This window comes from Mangrovibacter phragmitis (assembly GCF_040429585.1).
Classification (GTDB): domain Bacteria; phylum Pseudomonadota; class Gammaproteobacteria; order Enterobacterales; family Enterobacteriaceae; genus Mangrovibacter; species Mangrovibacter phragmitis.
This window is the reverse complement of sequence record NZ_CP134782.1, coordinates 1,233,903-1,257,982: the sequence shown is the minus strand read 5'-3', so window position 1 is coordinate 1,257,982 and position 24,080 is coordinate 1,233,903. Positions and strand designations below refer to the sequence as shown.

Here is a 24,080-nt window from a genome sequence, read left to right as displayed (position 1 = left end):
CTCTTTTTAATAAACAGAGCGCCCCAGTGCCGCAATCAAATTTTCCAGCACTGCGGCCCCCGCAAGAGAATTACCAAAGTCATCAAGTTCCGGGCTCCATACAGCAATAGACATCTCATGAGGAACCACGGCAATGATACCGCCACCAACGCCCGACTTCCCGGGTATTCCAACGCGCCAGGCAAATTCACCTGAACTCTGATACATACCACTCGTTGCCATCAGTGCATTAACCTGGCGTGTTTGTTGTGGGGTCAGTACGGGGTATGGCCAGGCTGGTGTACACCCCTGACAGGCAAGAAACATAAACGTGTCGGCCAGTTCCACACAGCTCATTTTCAGGGCGCAATAATGAAAATAGTTGTGCAGCACCGTTGTGACATCATTATGAAAATTGCCGAATGATTTCATTAACCAGGCAATGGCTGCGTTGCGGGCTGAATGTTCAAATTCAGAGCGGGCCACACGCTCATCATAAGTGAGTGAAGGTACACCAGAGAGCAGACGAACCACTTCCAGCATGCGCTGACGCGGCGAACTGAGGCGTGTTTGCAGCATATCGCAGACCACCAGCGCACCCGCATTGATAAAAGGATTACGCGGCTTCCCCTGTTCCAGTTCAAGCTGAACCAGGGAGTTAAACGGCTGACCAGAAGGATCTTTCCCCACCCTGGACCAGATCTCGTCTTCATCGTAGCGTGTCATTGCCAGCACCAGGCTGAGCACTTTGGAAATCGACTGAATCGAAAAACGCTCACTGGCATCACCGGCCTGAAAGCGCTCTCCTTTGACAGTGGTGATGGCAATGCCCAGTTTATTTCCTGAAACTTCTGCCAGAGCAGGAATATAACTGGCAACTTTCCCTTTGCCGATTAAAGGTCTGGCAGTCTCAAGTATCTGCGCCAGTAACTGATTATCCAAGTGTTGTGCCACGCCCGCCACCTCTGCCAATAAAAGTGGCGGGCAGTATACACCTGGTCAGGCTAAACGAAAACGCGCCACCGCAGTGGTAAGCTGCTGCTGACCTTCATAAAGGTGCCTTACACCCACCTGGCTTTGCTGCACCAGGTTCGCCGTGCGGTTGGCGACTTCATCCAGTGCAGTTATCTGGCCGGTGACCATCTGGATATTCTCTCCCTGGTGTAATGACGCGGCGGCAATATCATTGAGCAGGCTGGTCATCGCAGTAACCAGTTGTGTTACTGACGCAAGATTTTGCTCAAGGCGGGCAACAGCACCTGCCCCTTGAGAGATGCCTTCCAGAGAGTGATTGATCAACTGCTGTATTGTTTGTGTTGAGTGCGTACTTTTACGTGCCAGAATACCCACCTCTTTAGCCACCACAGCAAACCCTCGCCCATGGTTACCGGCATGAGCGGCTTCAATAGCGGCGTTAAGCGCCAGAATATTGGTCTGGAAGGCAACAGTTTCAATCATTGAGACAATACCGCGCATTTCATCAGACTGCGCTTCAATTGCCTGCATAGAACTGTTAACAGCCTGCATCATCTCGTCACCCCCGCGGGCTATGCTACGGGCTTCGTCGGCACGCTGATTTGCGATACCCGCAAAACGGGTATTTTCATCCACACTGCCTGACAACTGTCGCATGCCATCGGTAACTTTAGTCAGCATATGGCTTTGCTCGGTAGCCTGAAGGGATAACACCTGGTTTTCATCATGCATGGCGGCAATTTGCCCGGCCATATTGTGCGTTGCGCTCTGTACATCAATGACCACTTGCCGCAGACCCTGTTGCATTGCCATCAGGCGTTGCCAGAGCTCACTGACTTCCCGGTTAAAACGTACCGGGGTCGCTGGCAGCACAGATAAATCGCCATCAGCCAGCCTGTCGAGGTGTTGCAACAAACGCCGTAATGGACGAATAACCCAAAACAACAACCCGCTACCGGTAAAAATCGCCACAACCAGCACTACAACCAGGGCGCTGAGTGAACGCGTCTGCATTTGGTTCAGCCCCGCCAGTAACAGTTTGTCTCCCTGCTGGCGTTGCTGGTCGCGACCGGCTTTGTATTGCGCAAAATCCTGGTTAAATTGCGCCTGAAATGCCTGTACAGGCACTGCGAAGAAACTGTCTATCGATTGGGTTTCCCGCAGGCTGTCGACCTGCTCTTTCAGGCCGCCATAGAATTGCAGATAACTCTGGATAAGCGCCTTATTTTGCTGAGTGCCAGGTGCCTGCTGGCGAAACAGCTCAAATGCCCGTTGGCTGGTTTTCAACGCCGAAGCAGCATCATCCGCGAGGCTGTTCCAGCTACCTACCGAGCCCGTTTCTTTATCCTGCATAAACCAGACACCAGCGCGGTTAACCAGGTCGCTTGCTGTCAAAAGTCCAACACGGGCTTCATCCATCTGACGTTGGGCATTTTGGTCAACCGCCTGTTGAGCCACCTGCGCGCGCACCTGGCCTAACAGTAAGGCCAGTCCGGTGGTGGATATCACCTGAACCAGCAAGAACAACCCAATGACACAAACCAGACCGCTGAGCAAACCCATACCCCGGAAATGAAATCGCTGTGGCAGTAATGCCTTTATTAATTTTATCTTCATGATTTAACTTAAGAAAATGTGAAAAGAAAGCGAAATATGCAGTGAGTGTATCGGGGGAAGATGACGTTTTAGTGACAACAAAGTCCAGGTCTGACGGCACAAACCAACTGGGTACCCAGGCCAGTCAGTTACATAGAAAACATTTTATAATCAATTGATAAATAAAAATTAACACAGCATATACACTTCAAAAACACCAGAAATTAACCGGTACCGGGTTGCCGGAAGCACAGTGCGGTCTTCCGGCGTTTTAATTAAGGTGTAAGAAACACAATCAACTGACGTCAGCAGCGATTTTTCCAGACCGTCTGGATATTACAGAACTCATAAAGCCCAAAATGTGAAAGTTCACGGCCAAAACCACTACGTTTTACACCCCCAAAAGGAACCCGCGGATCACTGGCGCTGTAGCCATTAATGAATACCCCGCCGCATTCCAGCTTCCCTGCCATTTGTAAAGCCTGATGTTCATCACCATAGATTGTTGCTGACAGGCCATACTGGCTCAGGTTTGCCAGTTCCAGCGCATGCTCTGCATCCCGGGCAATGGTCACTGCCGCCACCGGGCCAAACATCTCTTCCTGAAAGGCCGTCATTTCTGGTGTCACACCAGTGAGTACTGTTGGGGCATAATAATTTCCCTCACCAGGCAGTTTCTCGCCTCCCAGAACACAGGTTGCGCCCTGGCTTAGCGTATTTTCTACCTGGCGATGCAGTTCATCACGCAGGTCAAAACGCGCCATCGGGCCAATATCGGTTTGCTCGTCTTCTGGGTTGCCCACTACCAGGTTACGGGTGGCAGCCACAAATTTTTCAATAAAGGCCTCAGCAATACCGGCTTCAACAATAAACCGTTTCGCGGCGGCACAAACTTGCCCGGTATTTTGAAAACGCCCGGCCACACCAGCGCTTACCGCATCATCCAGGTTAGCGCTGTTTAATACTATAAAGGGATCAGAGCCACCGAGTTCAAGCACACATTTTTTCAGTGCCTTGCCTGCCTGAGCACCAATGGCCTCACCAGCACGCGCACTCCCCGTTAAGGCCACAGCAGCTACCCGCTGGTCGGCAATCAGTGTACTGACACCGTCATTACTGGCATTAATTTCTGCAAAAGCTCCCACCGGAAAATCCGCATCGATAAATGCCTGAGCCAGTAACCCGGCACTTGCCGGAACGTTAGGAGCATGTTTCAGCAGATAAGTATTTCCGGCAATCAGCATTGGTACAGCACCACGTAATACCTGCCACAGTGGGAAGTTCCATGGCATCACCGCCAGAATCACTCCCAGTGGGCGAAAGGCGATTTCTGCCTGTTGACCGGGTACCTGAGTTGGCTGGTTCGCCAGCATCCCCGGACCATGCTCTGCATACCAGTGGCACAGGTTAATACATTTAGCCACTTCCGCTCTGGACTGGCGAATCGGCTTACCCATTTCACGCGTAATTGTCTGAGCCAGTGTCTGAGCCTGGCTTTCAAGCACACTTGCCAGGCGAGTAATTGCAGCTGCACGCTGTGTCAGTGGCGTGTTACCCCATACTTTGCTGGCACTGGCAGCCCGGGTAATTGCTTGCTCTATAAGCGCCTGGCTTGCATAAGGCCGTGATGAAAGCACTTCGCCAGTTGCCGGGTTGATAGCGCAGGTTTGGCTATTGGAATTTTTTGCGGTCATAAGATGCTCCTTAGTTTGCTACCCGGCCACAATAGTCTTGCCTGGTTATTATGAAAACTGAATAATTAGAAAAAAACCATTCACGTTTAGAGAAAACCATGGATTTTACCCAACTCAGCATGTTTGTTAGTGTGGTTGAAACGGGCAGTATCAGTGAGGCCGCCCGCCAGGTGCACCGGGTGCCATCCAACCTGACCACCCGTATACGCCAGTTGGAAGAAGAACTGGGCGTGAGTTTATTTATTCGTGAGAACCAACGTTTGCGCGTTTCCCCCGCCGGGCAAAATTTTTACCAGTACAGTAAACGCCTGCTGGCGCTGGCGAATGAAGCACGCTTTTCTGTAACGGGTGATGTGCCATCAGGGTTGTTGCCATTGGGCTCACTGGAAAGCACTGCGGCTATTCGCATTCCGGAACTTCTGGCGCGTTTTAACCGGCGTTATCCCTCGGTACAACTGACGCTTACCACAGGACCTTCCGGCGATATGATAGAGTCAGTGCTCAATGGCCGGTTAGCAGCGGCATTCACCGACGTGCCTTTTAAAAACCCGGCGCTTGAGTACCGGCCATTGTGTAATGAAGAGATGGTGATTATTGCCCCCGGCAGCCATCCCCCAGTTCACCGGGCCCGCGAGGTGGACGGCGCCAGTTTGTATGCATTCAAGGCCAACTGTTCATACCGCCATCATTTCGAATCCTGGTTTCAGGCTGATAATGCCCGCCCGGGGCAAATTTATGAGATGGAATCATGGCATGGGATCCTGGCCTGCGTGATTGCCGGAGCAGGCCTGGCTATGATCCCCAGGGCAATGCTGGCAATTATGCCGGGTGCGCATCAGGTGAATATCTGGCCGGTGAATGAGGCCTGGCGCTGGCGCGAAACAGCGTTAATCTGGCGGAAAGACAGCCTGACCCCGCAATTGCGTGCATTGCTCAACCTGCTGGGTCCTTCATAATAAGCAAAAATAATTTTTAGCCGCACCTGGCGCGGTGTAACGTAGCTCTGTTTGCTTAAATTCTGTGGAACACACATGAACACCAAACCCCGTAAGGTAATGATTATTGGCGCAGGTAATGTCGGCACTGCCGCTGCCTGGGCTTTGCTCAACCAAAATATTTGTGAAGAACTGGTTCTGGTTGACCTGAATAAAACCCGGGCTGAAGCCCATTGCCAGGATTTGTCCGACGCCGCCGCTTATATGCCCGGTATGGTAACCATTACCCAACGTGATGCCAGTGATTGTGCTGATGTGGATATCGCCGTCATTACCGTTTCCGGCGGGCCGCTCAAGCCCGGGCAAACCCGGCTTGATGAACTGACCAATACGGCCCGTATTATGAAGCAGTTGGTTCCTGAAATGATGGCTAATGGTTTTAACGGCATTTTCCTGATTGCCACAAACCCCTGCGATATTATTACCTGGCAGGTGTGGCAGTTATCCGGTTTACCCCGCCAGCAAGTCATTGGCACCGGAGTGTGGCTGGACACCACCCGGTTACGCCGCACCCTGGCTCAGGCACTGGATATTGGCCCGCAGAGTATTGATGCTTTCATTCTGGGTGAACATGGCGACGCACAGTTCCCTGTCTGGTCGCACTCTTCTGTATACGGTTCGCCCGTGAGTGATGTCTGGAAACGGCGTACCGGCACGGTGCTGGACACAAACGCCATTGCTGAAAAAGTGCGTAAACTGGGGTTTGAAATTTATGCCGGTAAAGGCTGTACCGAGTTTGGTATTGCCGGCACCATTACGGAGATCTGCCGTAATATTTTCACCGGGAGCCACCGCGCACTGGCGATTTCCTGTGTACTGGATGGGGAGTACGGAAAAACAGGTATCGCCATTGGTGTCCCTGCGGTACTGGCACAAAGTGGCGTGCAACAAATTATTGAGCTGCAACTGGCGCAAGAGGAACAGGCTAAGTTTGACGAAGCCGCGCGTATTATTCAGGCAAATATTGCCCGTCTGCCGCAATAGTGGTCCAGACGGCCGGGAAAAGAACAACCCCGCAGTGCCATTGTGTGAGAGCTCACTTGTACTGAAATGTAAAAAAAGAGATGTGGATCACAATTTTTCTTGTACGCCTGAATTGTTGGTTTTATCATCGCCCCACCGTTGATGGGAACACCTGCGCAGACTCAAACAATGAACACATCCATGACTGTTTCCCGCCGTGTTGCATGGCTTCGGGTTCTGACCCTCGCTATTGCCGCGTTTATCTTTAATACCACTGAATTTGTCCCTGTCGGGCTGTTATCGGATATTGCCGAAAGCTTCAGCATGAGTACCGCTCAGGTGGGGATAATGCTGACAATTTATGCCTGGGTGGTCGGGCTGATGTCGTTGCCTTTTATGCTGTTAACCAGCCAGATGGAACGCAAAAAGTTACTGATCGGTATCTTCTTGCTGTTTATTGCCAGCCATGCACTTTCATTCCTGGCCTGGAATTTTACCGTGCTGGTGATTAGCCGGATTGGCGTTGCATTTTCCCACGCGGTGTTCTGGTCAATTACTGCATCTCTGGCCATTCGCCTTGCCCCTGCGGGTAAACGCGCTCAGGCACTCAGTCTTCTGGCAACCGGCACTGCATTAGCCATGGTGCTGGGGTTGCCACTGGGTCGCGTTATTGGCCAGTACTTTAGCTGGCGCACCACTTTTTTTGCCATTGGCGTTGGCGCGTTAGTTACGCTGGTGTGCCTGATGCAACTGTTACCGCGTATGCCAAGTGAACATTCCGGCTCATTAAAAAGCCTGCCTGTGTTGTTCCGCCGACCTGCGCTGGTCAGTATTTATGTTCTTACTGTGGTTGTGGTTACCGCACATTACACGGCCTACAGCTATATTGAGCCTTTTGTACAGACAGTTGCCGGTTTCAGCGCCAACTTCGCCACTGTATTGTTGCTGATTCTTGGTGGCGCCGGGATTATCGGCAGTATCATCTTCAGTAAGCTTGGTAATCAGCATGCCTCAGGCCTGGTCAGTTGCGCCATTGGGGTTCTGGTGTGCTGCCTGGCCTTGCTGATGCCTGCGTCCGCTTCAGCAAACGCGCTTATCATCCTGAGCCTGTTCTGGGGCATCGCCTTTATGATAATTGGGCTGGGTATGCAGGTTAAAGTTCTGTCGCTGGCACCCGATGCAACCGATGTGGCAATGTCCCTGTTCTCCGGGATTTTTAATATTGGTATTGGTGCCGGAGCTCTGCTTGGCAACCAGATAAGCCTGCACCTGTCTATGTCAGCCATCGGCTACCTGGGCGCACTACCCGCTGTTGCCGCACTGGTGTGGTCGGTGGTCATTTTCCGCCGCTGGCCGCAAAGCCTGGAACGCCAGCCGAGCCATTAATCCACTGGCAGCGATTAAGCGGGTGGCATGAATACCAGTCACAAGTAAAAACGCCCTGTCTCTGACAGAGCGTTTTATTTTGCAGTGGCAATCAGGCATGCCCGGGGTAATGCTGAATGATGTCCAGAACACCGTTAATCACGAACTGAACGCCCATACACACCAACAAAAATCCCATAACACGGGAAATCGCATCGATTCCCCCTTTTCCCACAATGCGCATCACCGCGCCGGAACCCCGCAGGCAGCCCCACAGAATCAGGCTAACGCACAAAAATGTTGCTGGAGGGCCCACCACCAGCACCCAATGGGGAAATTCCGTAGTGTGATGTACGGTCGATGCTGTACTGATTATCATGGCGATGGTCCCGGGGCCGGCAGTAGAAGGCATCGCCAGCGGCACAAAAGCGATATTGGCCCCGGAGTCTCTGGCCAGCTCCTCTGATTTAGATTTAGCCTCCGGGATTTCGTGGGGTTTTTCTTTCGGGAAAAGCATACGGAAACCAATAAATGCCACAATCAACCCACCTGCAATACGTAGCCCGGGAATCGAAATCCCAAACGTATTCATCACCACCTGGCCGGCATACCAGGCTACCATCATAATAATAAATACATTAATTGAAGCCTGGCGTGACTGACGATGGCGCTCCTGGGTATTCATATTCCCGCTCAGCCCAAGGAACAGCGCTACCGTGGTGAGAGGGTTCGCCAAAGGCAATAATACGACCAGCCCAAGACTGACTGCTTTAACGAGTTCGAGCATTTTGTGTTCCTTTGTCCTTCTGCTGCTTTACGATTAATCCAATAAAATCAGAGATAAATGCTAGCTCACATTTCTCAGGGAGAACAATGTGCATCTCTTATTATTACGTATGTATATTTTTATCAGACTAAGCGTTTTAGCACTTTGTGTGATCCAGGTCGCTATATGATTGACTTATCCTTGCCTGGGCAATAGTATCTCGCGTGATTAATCTATTTGCCTGGGCAAAGAATTGTGAAAACGACATGCGATCTGTTCAATGAAATCATCCCGCTGGGCCGTCTGATCCACCTGGTGAATCAAAAGAAAGACCGTCTGTTAACCGAGTATCTCTCCCCGCAGGATGTGACTGCACCGCAATTTAAAGTGCTGTGCTCCATCTTCTGTGAGGTGGCTATTACACCGGGAGACTTAAGTAAATCACTCTCGGTCGACATGGGTGCCCTTACCCGCATGCTGGATCGTCTGGCGTGTAAAGGTTGGGTATCACGTCGCCCGAACCCTGACGACAAACGGTGTGTCATCGTCGAACTCACGGAAGAAGGCCGTGAGTTATGCCAGTACTGCCACCGTTTAGTGGGGCATGACCTGCATAAAGAATTAACAAAAAACCTGACGGCAGAAGAAATTGCACAACTTGAATGTTTGCTGAAAAAAATTCTGCTCTAAACAGATGAGGTGAAGCTATGTCCAGACGAAATAATGATGCGATTACCGTACACAGCATTTTAGACTGGATTGAGGATAACCTGGAATCCCCGCTGTCACTGGAGAAAGTTTCCCAGCGCTCCGGCTATTCAAAATGGCACCTGCAACGGATGTTCAAGAAAGAAACAGGACACTCACTGGGCCAGTATATCCGCAATCGCAAATTGACGGAAATCGCGCAGAAGTTGAAAGAAAGCGATGAGCCAATTCTTTATCTTGCTGAACGCTATGGTTTCGAGTCTCAACAAACGTTGACGCGAACCTTTAAGAACTATTTTTCTATTCCGCCGCACAAATACCGTGTTGCGAATAATGCCCCGACCCAGGGAAAGTTTTTGTTCCCACTCAACAATGACGGGCAGCAGCACTACTGCATGAACTAATTGCAGGCCCTGTAACACCGTTAAGTAATACCGCAAAACGGCCACAGGCTTTATGTCTGCTGGTCGCTTTTTTTAATACCACCTGCAAAGGTGTAAGAAGGAAACATGAAACATTTAGCACAAGGTGCCGCGCTACTTCTGGTTTTAGTGGCAGGCAGTGTTATTGCAGAACAACCCAGCGAATTTATTCCCCGGCAAACAGGGCATGGCGCGATGCTGATACCTTCTGCCAGCAATACCAGCCTTAACAGCGCAAAACCCGATGTGGCTCAAGAACGCAACGAAAACCTGGGTGTGGCGTTTTACCATAACAACACGCACCGCTAAGCGGTGCTCCTCCGATGACCACCAGATGGCCATCAGATGGTCATCGGTAACTTCCACCCGGCTGCCGCTCTTGTTACAGCGATGTGGAACGCGCCCGGCGAACGCCCTGCGGCAACCGTAAGCCAAAAACATTAATATACAGCCCCAGCATTATCAGCACTGCGCCAGCAAGCTGCAACAAACTCAGGTGTTCACCCAGCAGCAACGCGGCACTTCCCATACCAAAAACGGGTACCAGTAATGACAACGGAGCGATACGCCATGTTTCATAGCGCCCAAGCAGGCTGCCCCAAATACCGTAGCCCACAATAGTGGCCAGGAAGGCCAGGTACGCCAGCGACAGTATTGTTGTTAAATCAATGTGCTGAAGACTCAACATAATTACCTGTGGGCCATCAAACGCCAGGCTACCCAGCAAAAAAGGGATAACCGGGATCAGTGCACTCCACACGACGAGCGACATAATGGCTGGCGGTTGTGACAGCTGCATGATCTTTTTATTAAAAATATTCCCGCATCCCCAACTGAATGCTGCGGCCAGCGTCAGCATAAAACCACTCAGCGCAATATTTTCCCCGGTCAGACTACCTTCAATTAGCACCAGTATGCCCAGCACTGCGAGTGTAATACCGACCAGTTGTTTCACACTCAAACGCTCGTTGAAAAAGATGGTGCCCAGCAAAATGGTAAAAAATGCCTGCGCCTGAAGCACCAGCGAAGCGAGACCAGCAGGCATACCAAACTTAATCGCGGTAAATAAAAACGCAAACTGCCCAAAACTGATGGTCAGGCCATACCCGGCCAGGAGGCGAAAAGGAACGTTGGGGCGCCGGACAAAAAGTAACGCCGGGAAGGCGACCAGCAGAAAACGCAACCCCGCCAGTAACAGAGGCGGCATACCATGCAACCCCACTTTGATAACCACAAAATTTAACCCCCAGACAACCACCACCATCAATGCCAGCAATCCATCTTTTTTTGTCATAGCCTGTTAGCCTTTGTTCCTGTTTTTATCATTGAGTTACTAATACACCAGGTTAATAGAAATTTAACAAAATGGCGACACCCAGATTTTTCTCCGCACGAAAAGCACATACAGACACCTTATGGCGCTGTACAGCCTCAGGGAAGGCATGTTATTGCTATGTAACTAAAGATTTCTTTACATTGCGTATTTTCTCTCCATGAAACATAACAAAAAGCGTTTACCTGATGGACCAGTGCTCATCCTGCTCCTGGCTTCGTTATGCATCACCTTAGGCCGTGGTATGACGCTGCCTTTTATGACCATCTACCTGCACCGCCAGTATGGGATGAGTGTGGATAAAGTGGGACTGGCAATGACGTTTGCCCTGGTCATTGGTGTGGCGTTCAGCCTGACATTTGGCATGCTGGCAGACCGGTTCGATAAAAAACGTTATATGTTGATTGCCACCGGCTGTTTTATTGCCGGGTTTATTGGCATTCCTCTTAGCCAGACACCGTGGATGACGGTCGCTTTTTATGCGGTGATCAACTGCTCATACTCGGTATTTGCCTCGGTCCTCAAAGGTTATTTTTCCGACACACTGCCACCCGTGCGGCGACCGGGCATTTTTTCGCTCAACTACACCTTCATCAATATTGGCTGGACCATTGGCCCACCGCTCGGCACGATGGTCATGCTGTACAATGTGCACCTGCCCTTCTGGCTCGCGGCACTCAGTGCCTCACTGCCATTTGTGTTAATTGGCTTGCGAGTGCCTGCCCAGCAGCCGGCGTACCGGGCCAGCAATGAAATAGCAGGTACAGACGAAAAAACGCCTGACTCCTGGTCCCTCTCGGTTTTACTGCACGATAAAGCACTGGGCTATTTCACGCTGTCGGGTTTTCTCAGTTCACTGGTGTGCGGTTCATTTGTGTCGTTTCTGTCCCAGTATGTGCTGGTTGTTGCCGATAACGCGCTGGCTGAAAAAGTGGTCAGTGTGGTGTTACCCATCAACGCACTGGTCGTGGTCAGCTTCCAGTATTGGGTAGGTAAACAACTGCGCCCGTCGCGCTTAAAAGGGTGGATGTTTATTGGTTCGGTCTGTTTCAGCCTTGGCCTGCTGGGTTTTTTATACGCCGGAAATAACCTGGTTTTCTGGGGGATTGCGGCCGTTGTTTTTACCTTTGGCGAACTGATTTACGTGCCCGGTGAATATATGCTGATTGACCACATTGCACCGCCGGGCATGAAAGCCAGTTACTTCTCCGCGCAGAACATTGGCAACCTTGGCGCAGCGGCAAACCCACTGGTCACCGGCTATATGCTGACCTGGTTTCCGGCTCCGGTGTTGTTTTGTGCTTTTATTGTCGCGATTTGTGCCGCCTGGTGGCTAATGTTGCTCGGTATGGAAGTGCGCAACACACCCCGTGCCGCGCACCCTGCCAGTGAATAATGGCTGTCATATGTCAGATTGCCACCAGCCCGCGCACACCGTCAGCTTCCATTTGTGCGCCAGCGCCTTGCTGGATAATGGTGCCGCGCGACATCACCAGATACTGATCGGCCAGTTCTGCGGCAAAATCGTAGAACTGCTCGACCAGTAAAATCGCCATATCCCCCCGGGCAGAGAGGGTACGAATAACCTGGCCGATTTCTTTAATCACCGAAGGCTGAATACCTTCTGTCGGCTCATCAAGGATCAACAACCCTGGTTTACAGGCCAGTGCCCGCCCGATAGCCAGTTGTTGTTGCTGGCCGCCAGACAAGTCACCACCACGGCGCTGTTTCATCTCTTTCAGCACTGGAAATAACTGATAAATCTCTTCTGGTACCTGTCCTGCCTTGCCTGCCGGGAAACGGGATAAACCCATCAGCAGGTTTTCTTCAACAGTAAGGCGCGGGAAAATTTCACGCCCCTGAGGAACATAAGCCACTCCGGCATTGACCCGCTGATACGGCTTACGGTGGGTAATATCCGCTCCGTTCCAGGTTACCTGTCCGGATTTGGCAGGAATAAGCCCCATCAGGCATTTCAGCAATGTACTTTTACCCACGCCATTACGCCCCAGCAGGCAAGTGACCTCACCGGGCCTGGCCGTGAAGGTTACCCCGCGTAAAATATGGCTGCCACCGTAGTACTGTTGCAGGTTACTTACATCCAGCATGCTGCCCCCTTAGCGGCCAAGATAAACATCAATCACCTGCTCGTTGGCCTGCACTTCAGCCAGTGAGCCTTCGGCAAGTACCTGCCCGTGATGCAATACAGTCACAGAATCTGCAATGGTTTCAACAAAGCCCATATCATGCTCAACCACCATTAAAGAGTGCTGGCCTGCAAGGCCACGAAAGAGCTCTGCGGTATATTCGGTTTCCGCATCTGTCATGCCTGCCGCAGGTTCATCCAGCAGCAGTAAGTGCGGCTCCTGTACCAGTAACATACCTATTTCCAGAAATTGTTTTTGCCCGTGAGACAACGCGCCTGCCGCACGATGGCGCTCCTGTGATAAATGTAATAGCGCCAGCACGCTGTCGATGCGGTCGCGCTGCTCGCTATTAAGCCGCGCTCTGAGCGTGGCCCACACACCTTTATGCGTTTTCTGCGCTATTTCCAGGTTTTCGAACACGCTGAGGGCTTCAAATACGGTAGGTTTCTGGAATTTACGCCCTATACCTTTACGGGCCACTTCCACTGAGTTCAGCCTGAGCAAGTCAACCGACTGGTCATATACCGCCTGCCCGCTCTGGGGGCGGGTTTTCCCGGTAATGACATCCATTAACGTTGTTTTCCCGGCACCGTTCGGGCCAATCACGCAGCGCAGTTCTCCAACACCAATGCGCATGGACAGATTGGTTAGCGCCTGGAAACCCTCAAAACTGACGTTGATATTTTCCAGTTGTAGTACCGGGTCTGTCTGTTCGCGGAACTGGTCTGCCGGTAGCTGTCGGGTAAAAAGCGTATCCTGCATCGCCATTATTTATCTCCTTTGCGCAGCAAACCCACCACACCACGCGGTAAGAACAGGGTCACCAGTATAAAAAGCAGCCCGAGGCAGATTTGCCAGTATTCCGGCAACACCACGGTAAAAATACTTTTGGCTCCGTTCACCGCAAACGCGCCAATAACCGGGCCAATTAGTGTTCCCCGGCCACCAAGAGCGACCCAGATAGCCGCTTCAATCGAGTTTGTCGGCGACATTTCGCTGGGGTTAATAATCCCGACTTGTGGCACATACAGCGCCCCGGCAAGGCCGCACAGTACAGCGGAAAGCGTCCAGATGAGTAATTTGAATCCCAGGGGATCGTAACCGCAAAACATCAGGCGGTTTTCTGCATCGCGCACCGCTGTCAACACGCGGCCGTATTTGCTGCGCGCCAGCCATAACCCTGCGCCCAGGCTCACCAGCAACAGGGTAAGTGAAGCAATAAACAAACCCACCCGGGTGCTGGTGGCGGTAACAGAAAACCCTAACAGCGTGGTGAAACCGGTAAACCCGTTATTACCACCAAAGCCGGTTTCATTACGAAAGAACAATAACATTCCGGCCCAGGTTAATGCCTGAGTGATAATCGAGAAGTACACACCTTTAATGCGCGAGCGGAAGGCGAAGAAGCCAAATACCAGTGCCAGTAAACCAGGCACCAGAATAATCAGCATTAATGCCCAGAGAAAATGTTCACTGCCCACCCAGAACCAGGGCAGATGGTTCCATGACAGGAAAGACATAAAATCAGGCAGGCCCGTGCCCGCAGCCTGGCGCATGAGATACATACCCATACCATAACCGCCAAGAGCAAAGAATATTCCATGCCCCAGAGAAAGCATTCCGGCATAACCCCAGACCAAATCGAGCGCCACCGCCATCACGCTGTAACAGAGGATTTTACCCAGCAGGGTTAATGTCCATACCGAAATACTTAACGGGTTTTCCGCCGGGAGCAAAGCCAGAAACGGGAGAATAAACAGTGCCAGCACCAGAATGCCACCCGCAACCTGAGCAAGGCGTGGCGCTTTCTGGTAAAGCGTTAGTGTGATTGGTTGTGTCATCAGTCAATAACCCTCCCTTTAAGGGCAAACAATCCCTGCGGCCGTTTTTGAATAAACAAAATAATCAGCCCGAGAATCAATATTTTGCCCAGTACAGCACCGGTGTGTGGCTCAAGAATTTTGTTGAAGATCCCAAGGCCAAATGCAGCCGCCACACTTCCGGCAAGCTGGCCCACACCACCGAGAACCACCACCAGGAAAGAATCAATGATGTACCCCTGGCCCAGTTCAGGGCCAACGTTCCCCAACTGCGAAAGCGCCACGCCACCCAGCCCGGCAATGCCAGAACCCAGCCCAAACGCCAGCATATCAACACGCCCCACCGGTACCCCACAGCAGGCAGCCATGGCCCGGTTTTGCGTAACCGCACGCACATTCATACCCAAGCGGGTTTTGTTTAACACAAGCCAGGTAAAGAACAGCACCAGCAAAACAAATGCGATAACCACCAGGCGGTTCCATGGCAGGATCAGGTTAGGCAACACCTGGATGCCGCCGGACAACCAGCCCGGGTTTGCCACTTCCACGTTCTGCGCGCCAAACACCATCCGCACAATCTGAATCAACATCAGGCTAATTCCCCAGGTTGCCAGCAACGTTTCCAGCGGCCTGCCATATAAATGGCGAATGATCGTGCGCTCCAGCACCATGCCAAGGCCACCGGTCACACAGAAGGCGACCGGCAATGCCACTACCGGGTACAGGCTTTCCAGCCCTGGCGCGAAGCTGTGCAGCAGGTTTTGCACCATCCAGGCACTGTATGCGCCAAGCATCAACATTTCGCCATGAGCCATATTGATGACCCCCAGCAGGCCATAGGTAATTGCCAGCCCCAGCGCGGCCAGTAATAACACCGAACCTAAGGAAATCCCCATAAACGCCTGGCCGAGAATATCGCCCAGCATTAAGCGGTGATGAATTTTATCCAGGCTTGCCTGTGCGGCGGCACGCACCCGGGCATCGGGCTCATGAGCCGGGTCTGTCATTGGGTGAAGCCGCGCCTGGACATCCGGGTCACTGTCCTGCCCCAGTCTGGTTACAGCTGCCAGCCGTACTGCTGCATCCGGGCTACCCAGTTGCAGGTTAGCCAGTGCCAGTTGCAGCGCGGCTTTCACTTTCGGGTCCGTTTCACTGGCGAGCTGGCGGGTAATCAGCGGAATCAGTGTTCCCTGGCTGTCATCCACTAAATTTTTGGCACCCTGTAGACGCTCCGTGACGTTGTCACTTAAAAGTTGGTGTGTTGCCAGTGCACCCGCGACCAAAACACGCAGCCGGTTGGTTAACCTGACCGGGTGAATATCACCTTCCGGTGTGGCCGCCGCGCCCAGAGGCAGCAGGTTGCTGTTCTGTTTGCTGAATGCATGGTGATTGTCGTCTGCCACCAGCACTTCCTGCTTCAGTGCTTTCAGCAGTGGCAAACGAGCTTTATCTGGTGCTGCAGCCCACTGTTGTAGCAGGCTGGCCTGCGCGGAACGGCTGGCACTGACAAAGGTATCGGCATCGGTTGCCCAGACAACACGCGAAAGCAAACACGCCAGCACCAGTAGCAGACGTATGATAAGCACAGGTTTCATGATTTCCTCCAGGCGAGGGTTCCTCCCGTTACCGGGAGGAGAAAACGTTATTTACCCGTTGATTTAACAGGGTAATCCGGCTTGTTTTCATTCCCATGGATATAGGGGCTCCAGGGCTGGGCACGCACGGGTTTATCAGTCTGCCACACCACGTTAAATTGCCCGTCACTTTCAATCTCACCGATCATGACTGGTTTATGCAGATGGTGGTTGGTGGCATCCATGGTCAGTGTGTAACCCGATGGTGCTTTAAAGGTTTGCCCGGCCATTGCCGCACGCACTTTATCCACATCGGTGGTTCCGGCTTTTTCTACCGCCTGCGCCCACATATGCATACCCACCCAGGTGGCTTCCATCGGGTCGTTGGTGACTACGGTGTCGGCGTTTGGCAGGTTGTGGGATTTAGCGTAAGCCTTCCATTCAGCGACAAATTTTTTGTTGGTTGGGTTATCCAGCGATTCGAAGTAGTTCCAGGCAGCCAGGTTGCCCACCAGGGGTTTGGTGTCGATACCGCGCAGTTCTTCTTCACCAACGGAGAAAGCGACAACCGGGATATCGGTCGCTTTCACGCCCTGGTTTGCCAGCTCTTTATAGAACGGCACGTTGGAGTCGCCATTGATAGTGGAAATAACTGCGGTTTTCCCGCCTGCGGCGAACTTTTTAATATTGGCAACAATGGTCTGGTAATCGCTGTACCCAAATGGGGTATACACCTCTTCGATGTCTTTATCCTGTACCCCTTTGCTGTGCAGGTAGTTACGCAGGATCTTATTAGTGGTGCGCGGGTAAACGTAATCGGTACCCAGCAGGAAGAAACGTTTGGCCGCGCCACCGTCTTCGCTCATCAGGTACTGAACCGCCGGAATGGCCTGCTGGTTAGGTGCCGCACCGGTATAAAATACGTTGGGCGACATCTCTTCGCCTTCGTACTGCACCGGATAAAACAGCAGGCCATTCAGTTCTTCAAATACCGGCAAGACGGATTTACGGGACACTGATGTCCAGCAGCCGAATACCACAGCGACTTTATCCTGGGTCAGTAACTGGCGGGCTTTTTCAGCAAACAACGGCCAGTTGGAGGCCGGGTCAACCACCACAGGTTCCAGTTTTTTACCCAAAACACCGCCATGGGCATTGATGTCATCAATGGTCATCAATGCCATATTTTTCAGTGGTGTCTCTGAAATCGCCATCGTGCCAGACAAAGAGTGCAGAATACCGACCTTGATGGTATCAGCGGCATAAGCGTTAAACGCCAGCCCCATGCTGATAACGGATGCGGATAAGGCAAAAGCTTTTAACAGAGTACGACGGTGCATAAATTCACTCCTGATAAATAGAGGTCCGCGGCAATGCCGCATTTCAAAGCTTCTGCTGCCGCGCCTGGTGCAGCGTATGAAGCGTTATCGTACGAACTTCTTTCTGGCTTTGTGCAATATGCTGCTGTAGTCGGTTCTGAGCCTCCTCGGTCTCGCGCGCCATGATGGCCTGCAAAATGGCACCGTGCTCAGCGTAAGTTGCCTCGACACGGGGCGTTTTGGTGAAGTCCATACGCCGGACTATGCGAATCTTTTCGGTGACATCCCGGTGAACCCGCGCCATTTCCGGGTTACCCGCCGCCATGACCAGATCCATATGGAACTGCTCGTCATAGCGGGCCACTTCCTGGCCGTCGGGGAGTGGTGCGGAATCCGTCCAGAATGTTTTCAGTGCCAGCAGGATGGCAGGCTGGCTGTCTGGCGGCAGTGCGCATAAACGCTTCACCGCTTCCAGTTCCAGTACCACCCTTAAGTCGTAAAGCGATTCCAGGTAATCAAAATCAATGTGTTTTACCTGCCAGCCACTACGCGGCTGGACAGCGACATAACCTTCCTGCTCAAGTGCGTACAAAGCCTGGCGAACCGGTGTGCGGCTCGCGCCCATCCGCGCTGCGATTTCACTCTCGCTGAAGTGGTCACCGGGAAGCAGGCGGAAATCAAAAATATCCTGCTTCAGTTGGTGATAAATCCGTTCCGCCTGCCCCTGGGTTCGCGGGGCTTTGCTGATATTTGTCATGTGGGTACAGTTCTCTTTTTTGCCGCGGTGCCACCGGTGCCTGCGGCGTCTTCACTTAACTGGCGTTATCCAGCCAGAGCAAGGCATCGCCCGGCGCTACTGGCCGCCCTTGCTGGCAACTGATACGGATAACTTCGCCGTCACAAGGTGCTTCCACCATCAGTTCCATCTTCATGGCTTCCACCACAATCAGTGGTTCGCCTTGTTTCACTTTCTGGCCCGGTTCGACCAGAATTTTCCAGATATTGCCATTGAGGTCCGCGCTCACCAGGTGGCCGTCAACTTCCTCATCCGCCTCACAGCCGGCAAAGGTTTCCGCCACCGCCTCGTCTTCCATCTGGTTTTGCCAGTGCACCACTTCCGAGGCGAAGGCCGCCTGCTGGCGGGAGCGAAAATCTGCGATATCCTGGGCGTTATCCGCCAGGAACCGGGTGTATTCAGCAAAATCAAAGGTGCTCTCTTCTACTCGCACGGTGGCAAGGCCTTCACGGAAGGCATCGCGGAATTCGGTAAGTTCGGTTTCGCTTACCGGGTAGAAACGCACCTGGTCGAAGAATTTCAGTAACCAGGGCTCATCACCAAACTGGCTGTTTTTGAGGAATTTGTTCCAGATAGGCACAGTACGCCCGACCAGTTGATAGCCTCCCGGGGAATCCATGCCGTAAATGCACATATACATGCCGCCGATACCCACTGTGCCCTCAGCCGTCCAGGTGCGTGCCGGGTTGTATTTAGAACTCAACAGGCGGTGGCGCGGGTCGACAGGTACTGCGCAAGGTGCACCGAGGTACACATCCCCCAGGCCAAGCACCAGGTAGCTGGCATCAAAAATAATATTTTTAACTTCATCGCGGTGTGCCAGGCCGTTGGCGCGCTGAATAAAGTCCACGTTATTGGGCAACCAGGGGGCCTGCTGGCGGACTGTTTGCTGGTAGCGCTCAACCGCACCCAGCGTGGCGCTGTCTTCAAAGGCCATAGGCAAATAAACAATACGCGACGGAATACACAGTTTACTGACATCGCCTAACTGCGCTTCCAGCTCCAGTAGCAAGGCCATTAGCTGGCTTTGTGATATGCGCTGGGCGTCGTAACGCACCTGCAGTGAACGCACGCCTGGTGAAAGCTCTTCAATACCCGGCTGGCCGCTGGCGCGCAGGGCTTCCATCAGCAAATGCACCCGCAGGCGCAAAGCCAGGTCGAGAACGTTGTCGCCATACTCAATCAGGAGGTAGTTATCACCGGCCTGGCGCCAGACGGCTGCCGGGATATCGCCCTGTGCCGGTTGTTCAGCCAGAATTGCCGCACTGCTGGTTTTCCCCGGGCTGATTGCCGGGTGCCGGTCCGGCAAGGTGCTGGCGGCACACAAATTAGTGACGGCCACCTGGCGGGCGATGTCCAGAGACTGGGCATGTTCAAAATTGATGGCGTGAAAGCGAATTTTATCACCGGGTTTCACCTGCCCCACTTTCCACAACTCAGCCCGGGCGATGGTGACCGGGCATACAAACCCACCAAGGCTTGGGCCGTCACGGGTGAGGATCACTGGGAAGTCGCCGGTGAAGTTAATCGCGCCAATGGCGTATTCGCAGTCATGTACGTTGGAAGGATGCAGGCCAGCTTCACCGCCATCGGCGCGCGTCCATTCTGGTTTGGGCCCCATCAGGCGGACACCCAGCCGGTTGGAGTTGTAATGGACTTCCCACTCACTGCTAAAAAAGGTTTCCATCGATTCCGGCGTAAAGAAATCGGGTGCGCCGTGAGGGCCATACAGCACACCGATATCCCACACGGTATCGTACTCGGGAATAAGCGCAGGCTCAGGTATCTGAGGTAAACCAATGGGTGCCGGCGTTGTACAGGCCGGTAAATCTGGTTGGGAAATGGCCAGGGTATCTGCTACACGCAGGGTGCGCCCGCCATGTCCGCCAAACTGGCCCAGGGCAAAAGTTGAACGGCTACCCAGATAAACCGGCACATCAATACCATTACGCACCGCAAGATAAGTACGGCACCCTGTGCTGGCGCGGCCCAGAGACAGAACCTGGCCTGCTTTCACTACGATGGGTTGCCATAAAGCAACAGTTTTGTCATCCAGCGTCGCCGGGCAGTTTGCTCCGGTAAGGGCAATGACTGCATCACAATGGAAACGCAGTGTTGGCCCCAGCAAAGTAAATTCCAGGCCCGCGGCTGACGGGTGGTTACCCACAATACGGTTGGCTAACTGAAAAGCGTAATCATCCATTGGGCCTGACGGCGGAACACCGATATCCCAGTAGCCGGTTCGCCCCGGATAATCCTGGACACTGCTCCAGGTGCCAGGTTGCAGCACTTCAATAACATGCGGCTGCCACGCAACACTGTCCAGCAAACGGGTCCACATCACACCAGCGGTAAATTCCGGCAGAGTAATAATCTGGCGCAACCAGTCCAGATTGGTGGCAATACCCTGTAACCGGGTTGCGGCAAGCGCGTCCTGGAGTTTTGCCAGCGCCTGGTGGCGATCCGCACCGTGCACAATGATTTTGGCTATCATCGGGTCATAAAAGGCGCTGACTTCGCTACCCGAAGATACCCAGCCATCAACCCGAATTCCCTCAGGGAAAAAGACATCGGTCAGCACACCCGGTGAGGGCTGGAAGTTTTTTAAGGCATCTTCTGCGTAGACACGGACTTCAATAGCCGCGCCTTGTGGCGCCCGTGCCATAGCCTGCCAGTCTGGTGCTTTCCCCGCTGCCAGCGTAACCATCGCGTCTACCAGGTCCACCCCGGTAACCATTTCAGTTATCGGGTGTTCCACCTGCAAACGGGTGTTTACTTCCAGGAACCAGAAAGCATCAGTATCTGCATCGTAGATAAACTCAACAGTGCCGGCACTACGGTAATTAACCTGCTTACCCAGCGCCACTGCTGCGGCATGCAACGCTTCCCGGGTGCGTTGCGGCAAGTTCGGCGCGGGTGTTTCTTCAACCACTTTTTGGTTACGGCGTTGCAGTGAGCAATCGCGCTCGCCCAGCGCCACAACATGGCCTTTACCATCGCCAAATATCTGCACTTCAATATGGCGCGCCTTTGCAATAAAACGTTCCAGAAAAACACCGTCATCACCAAAAAATTGTGTCCCCATGCGTTTCACACTGGCCCAGGTTTCGCTCAGGGCTTCAGGGGTTTCACAGCAACTCAGGCCAATCCCACCGCCACCTGCGGTAGTTTTGAGCATAACCGGGTAGCCAATCTCTTGCGCGGCAACCAGGGCACTGTCGAGGGTTTGTAACAGACCGGTACCGGGAGTCATGGGCAAACCCGCTGCCTGTGCCAGTTCCCGTGCCCGGTGTTTCAGGCCGAAGTCGGCAATTTGTTGTGCTGTCGGGCCGATAAACACCAGGCCTGCTTCGTCGCAGGCTGTAGCGAATTCTGCCCGTTCAGACAGGAAGCCATAGCCGGGGAAAATAGCCTGTGCCCCGGTCGCTTTTGCCGCTGCCACTATTTTGTCAATGTTCAGGTAGGTATCACTGGCTTTCTCGCCAGCCAAAGCGACAGCTTCGTCCGCATTATGGACGTGTTGCGCATTGCGGTCAGGTTCGGAATACACAGCAACACTGCGTATGCCCATCTTTTTTAATGTACGGATCGCCCGGCAGGCGATCTCACCCCGATTCGCTATCAGTACCGTGTTAAACATGCGTCTTCCTCAGGCAAGATGTTGGTGAGCAAGCCAGGCTTTCCAGCCACCCCATTGCGTAATATCTGTGGCGGCGCCGAGCGCCTGAGGTTCACAGATAAACCCTTTCACGACCCGGCCATCTGCCAGCGTGACACTGCCTATCCCCAACGGTGCAGGGACTTCAGCCACAAACTCGCCAAAACGTGCCAGCGGCACATCCCATAACTCAACGATAATGGCATTACCCTGCTCTGCCCGTGCGAGCCCGGGCTTAGCCGGAACCTGGCCTGCCAGTGCATACAGGCGGTAGTTATCAGCAGTGACCGTCTCTTCGACAAACACCGCATCACGGGTGGTGAGTTGGTGGTTAAGCGGCATACCACGCAGGTGCGCACCAACAACGGCCAGGCGCACATAACACTCCGGCAAGGTGGGCGTGATAGATGCCCCCGCTGTTAATGGGCGCCCCGTCGCGCCGAGAGGGAGCGCCTGCTGTTGTTGCCACTGGCAGGCGAATGCAGCCAGTGCAAGGTCGTGCCACGCAGGTGCAATAAGCGTGATACCGAAGGGTAAACCGTCCTGACGGAACCCGGCGGGTACCGCCAGCGCACTCAGGTCTGCCAGGTTGGTGAAGTTGGTGTAAGTACCAAATTGCGAGTTGTAATTAACCGGCTCCTCCGCCATTTCTGCCAGCGTGTGGATGGTTGGCGAAGTGGGCACCACCAGCGCATCCACTGCCGCTAATACTTGCTGGATTGTGCGTGCCAGCCCTGCTCGCGTGTATTCCGCCTGCCAGGCGTCACAGGCGGTCCAGGCTTTGCCATTTGCCACAATCTGGCGCACGGTTGGGTCCATGGTTTCTGGTGGCTGGTCTAACATGCTCCCTACCGCAACGGTACGTTCTGCCACCCAGGCACCGTAATAGAGTTGCTCCGCGAGCTGGCGAAACGGCGTAAAATCGATGGGAACCAGCTCCACACCCTGTGCAACCAGGTGTGCCAGCGCCTGTTGCCAGGCCTGCTCACTTTGGCTGTCGCCATAAAACTCACACTGTTCAGGAATGGCGAAACGGGGGGCGTTGCTCAGTTGTGCCGGGGCTGTTCCCGGGTGAACCCGTGAGTAGGCATCGCCAGCATCATAGCCGCCCGCGACCTGCGCCACTTGCCAGGCATCATCAACAGTCAGAGCAAATACAGAAATGGTGTCGTTCAGGCGACAGGCGGGCACCACCCCCTGGGCAGAGAACCAGCCTTTGGTGGGTTTCAGGCCGACAATATTATTGAAACCGGCAGGTACCCGGCCAGAACCGGCGGTATCGGTTCCCAGCGAAAATGCCGCCAGACCACGGGCCACAACCGATGCCGAGCCTGAACTGGACCCTCCACTGACATAATCCGGGTTAAATGTGTTAACCACAGCGCCATAAGGTGAACGGGTGCCCACCAGCCCGGTGGCAAACTGATCCAGATTGGTTTTGCCAATCACCACTGCACCGGCGCTCTTCAGGCGGGCAACAACCGTGGCATCAACTTCCGGGTGGTAAAGGAATGCCGGGCAGGCGGCAGTAGTTGGCATCCCCGCCACATCGATATTGTCCTTGACTGCAAAAGGCACGCCGAACAGTGGCATATCAACCAGTGTTTTGGAGCCATCTTCCAGCGCATCCAGCAACGCTGCGCACTGAGTAAGAATGTCCTGTTCGCTGGCAAGGTAGATCCAGGCGTTATCCGCCCGGTCAAACTGGCTTACATAGCGGGTCAGCACAGAGCTGACGATGTGCGGGTTTTGCGTGTACTGCGCCCGCCATTCTGCCAGTGTTTGCCCATATTCAACTGTACTCATTCCTGGAATCCCATCTGGTATACAAGATGGAATCCCAGTTGCAAATGCGATGCCAAATATTAATTATTTTTTAATACAAAGAGATAGATAAAAGCACATCTGTTCTCTGGTTGAAATACAGCCTGGCCGTGGCAAAAACGCACCTGAATTGAACAAAGGCAGGG

General features: G+C 53.2%; 20 protein-coding genes. 7 read left to right on the top strand and 13 right to left on the bottom strand.

What is annotated here, in order from left to right:
* Window positions 1-6: 6 nt before the first annotated feature.
* From glsB to MPHASIOC01_RS05995, 3 genes are all read right to left on the bottom strand, one after another.
* The gene (gene glsB, locus MPHASIOC01_RS06005) at window positions 7-933 is read right to left on the bottom strand and encodes a glutaminase B (RefSeq protein ID WP_064595415.1); all 927 of its coding nucleotides are present in this window, start codon (window positions 931-933) and stop codon (window positions 7-9) included.
* A gap of 45 nt (window positions 934-978) precedes the next feature.
* Window positions 979-2,571, bottom strand: a complete 1,593-nt coding sequence (locus tag MPHASIOC01_RS06000; RefSeq protein ID WP_064593527.1) for a methyl-accepting chemotaxis protein — start codon at window positions 2,569-2,571, stop codon at window positions 979-981.
* Window positions 2,572-2,855: 284 nt separating this feature from the next.
* On the bottom strand, window positions 2,856-4,244 hold the full coding sequence (locus MPHASIOC01_RS05995) for an aldehyde dehydrogenase family protein (protein ID WP_353614177.1): 1,389 nt from the start codon (window positions 4,242-4,244) through the stop codon (window positions 2,856-2,858).
* A gap of 98 nt (window positions 4,245-4,342) precedes the next feature.
* Between MPHASIOC01_RS05995 and MPHASIOC01_RS05990 the strand changes: the two genes are divergently transcribed.
* The 3 genes from MPHASIOC01_RS05990 (at window position 4,343) to MPHASIOC01_RS05980 (ending at window position 7,588) form a co-directional block, all read left to right on the top strand.
* Window positions 4,343-5,200, top strand: coding sequence for a putrescine utilization regulator PtrR (locus MPHASIOC01_RS05990; RefSeq protein WP_064593523.1), 858 nt, complete (start codon window positions 4,343-4,345; stop codon window positions 5,198-5,200).
* A gap of 75 nt (window positions 5,201-5,275) precedes the next feature.
* Window positions 5,276-6,223, top strand: a complete 948-nt coding sequence (locus tag MPHASIOC01_RS05985; RefSeq protein ID WP_064593521.1) for an L-lactate dehydrogenase — start codon at window positions 5,276-5,278, stop codon at window positions 6,221-6,223.
* 180 nt (window positions 6,224-6,403) lie between these two features.
* Window positions 6,404-7,588 (top strand): sugar transporter, encoded by a 1,185-nt coding sequence (locus tag MPHASIOC01_RS05980; protein ID WP_269448055.1) that lies wholly within the window; start codon window positions 6,404-6,406, stop codon window positions 7,586-7,588.
* A gap of 91 nt (window positions 7,589-7,679) precedes the next feature.
* Here the strand turns inward: MPHASIOC01_RS05980 and MPHASIOC01_RS05975 are convergent, their stop codons facing one another.
* The gene (locus MPHASIOC01_RS05975; protein WP_064593518.1) at window positions 7,680-8,354 is read right to left on the bottom strand and encodes a MarC family NAAT transporter; all 675 of its coding nucleotides are present in this window, start codon (window positions 8,352-8,354) and stop codon (window positions 7,680-7,682) included.
* 234 nt (window positions 8,355-8,588) lie between these two features.
* Here MPHASIOC01_RS05975 and marR point away from each other — a divergent pair, with 234 nt between their 5' ends.
* From marR to marB, 3 genes are all read left to right on the top strand, one after another.
* On the top strand, window positions 8,589-9,023 hold the full coding sequence (marR, locus tag MPHASIOC01_RS05970; protein WP_064593516.1) for a multiple antibiotic resistance transcriptional regulator MarR: 435 nt from the start codon (window positions 8,589-8,591) through the stop codon (window positions 9,021-9,023).
* 17 nt (window positions 9,024-9,040) lie between these two features.
* Complete coding sequence (gene marA / locus MPHASIOC01_RS05965) at window positions 9,041-9,445, top strand: MDR efflux pump AcrAB transcriptional activator MarA (RefSeq protein ID WP_064593514.1); 405 nt, start codon at window positions 9,041-9,043, stop codon at window positions 9,443-9,445.
* Window positions 9,446-9,550: 105 nt separating this feature from the next.
* A complete protein-coding gene (gene marB / locus MPHASIOC01_RS05960; RefSeq protein ID WP_064593512.1) occupies window positions 9,551-9,772 on the top strand; it encodes a multiple antibiotic resistance regulatory protein MarB in 222 nt (73 codons plus the stop codon).
* A 73-nt stretch (window positions 9,773-9,845) separates the two neighbouring features.
* Here the strand turns inward: marB and eamA are convergent, their stop codons facing one another.
* Window positions 9,846-10,757, bottom strand: a complete 912-nt coding sequence (eamA, locus tag MPHASIOC01_RS05955; RefSeq protein WP_353614176.1) for an O-acetylserine/cysteine exporter — start codon at window positions 10,755-10,757, stop codon at window positions 9,846-9,848.
* 199 nt (window positions 10,758-10,956) lie between these two features.
* Here eamA and MPHASIOC01_RS05950 point away from each other — a divergent pair, with 199 nt between their 5' ends.
* Window positions 10,957-12,192: an MFS transporter gene (locus tag MPHASIOC01_RS05950; RefSeq protein ID WP_064593508.1), complete on the top strand. Its 1,236-nt coding sequence runs from the start codon at window positions 10,957-10,959 to the stop codon at window positions 12,190-12,192.
* A 13-nt stretch (window positions 12,193-12,205) separates the two neighbouring features.
* Here the strand turns inward: MPHASIOC01_RS05950 and urtE are convergent, their stop codons facing one another.
* Genes urtE through atzF form a run of 8 tightly spaced genes read right to left on the bottom strand, consistent with a single transcriptional unit; the run spans window position 12,206 to window position 23,916 of the window.
* Window positions 12,206-12,904, bottom strand: coding sequence for an urea ABC transporter ATP-binding subunit UrtE (gene urtE, locus MPHASIOC01_RS05945; RefSeq protein WP_064593507.1), 699 nt, complete (start codon window positions 12,902-12,904; stop codon window positions 12,206-12,208).
* Window positions 12,905-12,913: 9 nt separating this feature from the next.
* A complete protein-coding gene (gene urtD, locus MPHASIOC01_RS05940; protein ID WP_353614175.1) occupies window positions 12,914-13,711 on the bottom strand; it encodes an urea ABC transporter ATP-binding protein UrtD in 798 nt (265 codons plus the stop codon).
* Window positions 13,711-14,784, bottom strand: coding sequence for an urea ABC transporter permease subunit UrtC (gene urtC / locus MPHASIOC01_RS05935; protein ID WP_064593505.1), 1,074 nt, complete (start codon window positions 14,782-14,784; stop codon window positions 13,711-13,713). The genes urtD and urtC overlap by 1 nt, the downstream gene beginning before the upstream one ends.
* On the bottom strand, window positions 14,784-16,349 hold the full coding sequence (urtB, locus tag MPHASIOC01_RS05930; protein WP_405027765.1) for an urea ABC transporter permease subunit UrtB: 1,566 nt from the start codon (window positions 16,347-16,349) through the stop codon (window positions 14,784-14,786). Before urtB ends, urtC begins: the two co-directional genes overlap by 1 nt.
* Before the next feature lie 56 nt (window positions 16,350-16,405).
* A complete protein-coding gene (urtA, locus tag MPHASIOC01_RS05925; protein ID WP_353614174.1) occupies window positions 16,406-17,677 on the bottom strand; it encodes an urea ABC transporter substrate-binding protein in 1,272 nt (423 codons plus the stop codon).
* A 43-nt stretch (window positions 17,678-17,720) separates the two neighbouring features.
* Window positions 17,721-18,413, bottom strand: coding sequence for a GntR family transcriptional regulator (locus tag MPHASIOC01_RS05920; protein ID WP_064593499.1), 693 nt, complete (start codon window positions 18,411-18,413; stop codon window positions 17,721-17,723).
* A gap of 55 nt (window positions 18,414-18,468) precedes the next feature.
* Window positions 18,469-22,092, bottom strand: coding sequence for an urea carboxylase (gene uca, locus MPHASIOC01_RS05915; protein ID WP_353614173.1), 3,624 nt, complete (start codon window positions 22,090-22,092; stop codon window positions 18,469-18,471).
* A gap of 9 nt (window positions 22,093-22,101) precedes the next feature.
* A complete protein-coding gene (gene atzF / locus MPHASIOC01_RS05910; RefSeq protein ID WP_353614172.1) occupies window positions 22,102-23,916 on the bottom strand; it encodes an allophanate hydrolase in 1,815 nt (604 codons plus the stop codon).
* Between the last annotated feature and the right edge of the window lie 164 nt (window positions 23,917-24,080).

Excerpts from the sequence above, each read along its gene's own strand:
- atzF (WP_353614172.1), bottom strand. The coding sequence starts at position 23,916 with ATGAGTACAGTTGAATATGGGCAAACACTGGCAGAATGGCGGGCGCAG.
- MPHASIOC01_RS05980 (WP_269448055.1), top strand. The coding sequence starts at position 6,404 with ATGACTGTTTCCCGCCGTGTTGCATGGCTTCGGGTTCTGACCCTCGCT.
- MPHASIOC01_RS06000 (WP_064593527.1), bottom strand. The coding sequence starts at position 2,571 with ATGAAGATAAAATTAATAAAGGCATTACTGCCACAGCGATTTCATTTC.
- urtE (WP_064593507.1), bottom strand. The coding sequence starts at position 12,904 with ATGCTGGATGTAAGTAACCTGCAACAGTACTACGGTGGCAGCCATATT.
- urtA (WP_353614174.1), bottom strand. The coding sequence starts at position 17,677 with ATGCACCGTCGTACTCTGTTAAAAGCTTTTGCCTTATCCGCATCCGTT.
- uca (WP_353614173.1), bottom strand. The coding sequence starts at position 22,092 with ATGTTTAACACGGTACTGATAGCGAATCGGGGTGAGATCGCCTGCCGG.
- MPHASIOC01_RS05950 (WP_064593508.1), top strand. The coding sequence starts at position 10,957 with ATGAAACATAACAAAAAGCGTTTACCTGATGGACCAGTGCTCATCCTG.
- urtD (WP_353614175.1), bottom strand. The coding sequence starts at position 13,711 with ATGGCGATGCAGGATACGCTTTTTACCCGACAGCTACCGGCAGACCAG.
- marB (WP_064593512.1), top strand. The coding sequence starts at position 9,551 with ATGAAACATTTAGCACAAGGTGCCGCGCTACTTCTGGTTTTAGTGGCA.
- MPHASIOC01_RS05990 (WP_064593523.1), top strand. The coding sequence starts at position 4,343 with ATGGATTTTACCCAACTCAGCATGTTTGTTAGTGTGGTTGAAACGGGC.
- MPHASIOC01_RS05985 (WP_064593521.1), top strand. The coding sequence starts at position 5,276 with ATGAACACCAAACCCCGTAAGGTAATGATTATTGGCGCAGGTAATGTC.
- MPHASIOC01_RS05975 (WP_064593518.1), bottom strand. The coding sequence starts at position 8,354 with ATGCTCGAACTCGTTAAAGCAGTCAGTCTTGGGCTGGTCGTATTATTG.
- MPHASIOC01_RS05920 (WP_064593499.1), bottom strand. The coding sequence starts at position 18,413 with ATGACAAATATCAGCAAAGCCCCGCGAACCCAGGGGCAGGCGGAACGG.
- urtC (WP_064593505.1), bottom strand. The coding sequence starts at position 14,784 with ATGACACAACCAATCACACTAACGCTTTACCAGAAAGCGCCACGCCTT.
- eamA (WP_353614176.1), bottom strand. The coding sequence starts at position 10,757 with ATGACAAAAAAAGATGGATTGCTGGCATTGATGGTGGTGGTTGTCTGG.
- MPHASIOC01_RS05995 (WP_353614177.1), bottom strand. The coding sequence starts at position 4,244 with ATGACCGCAAAAAATTCCAATAGCCAAACCTGCGCTATCAACCCGGCA.
- marA (WP_064593514.1), top strand. The coding sequence starts at position 9,041 with ATGTCCAGACGAAATAATGATGCGATTACCGTACACAGCATTTTAGAC.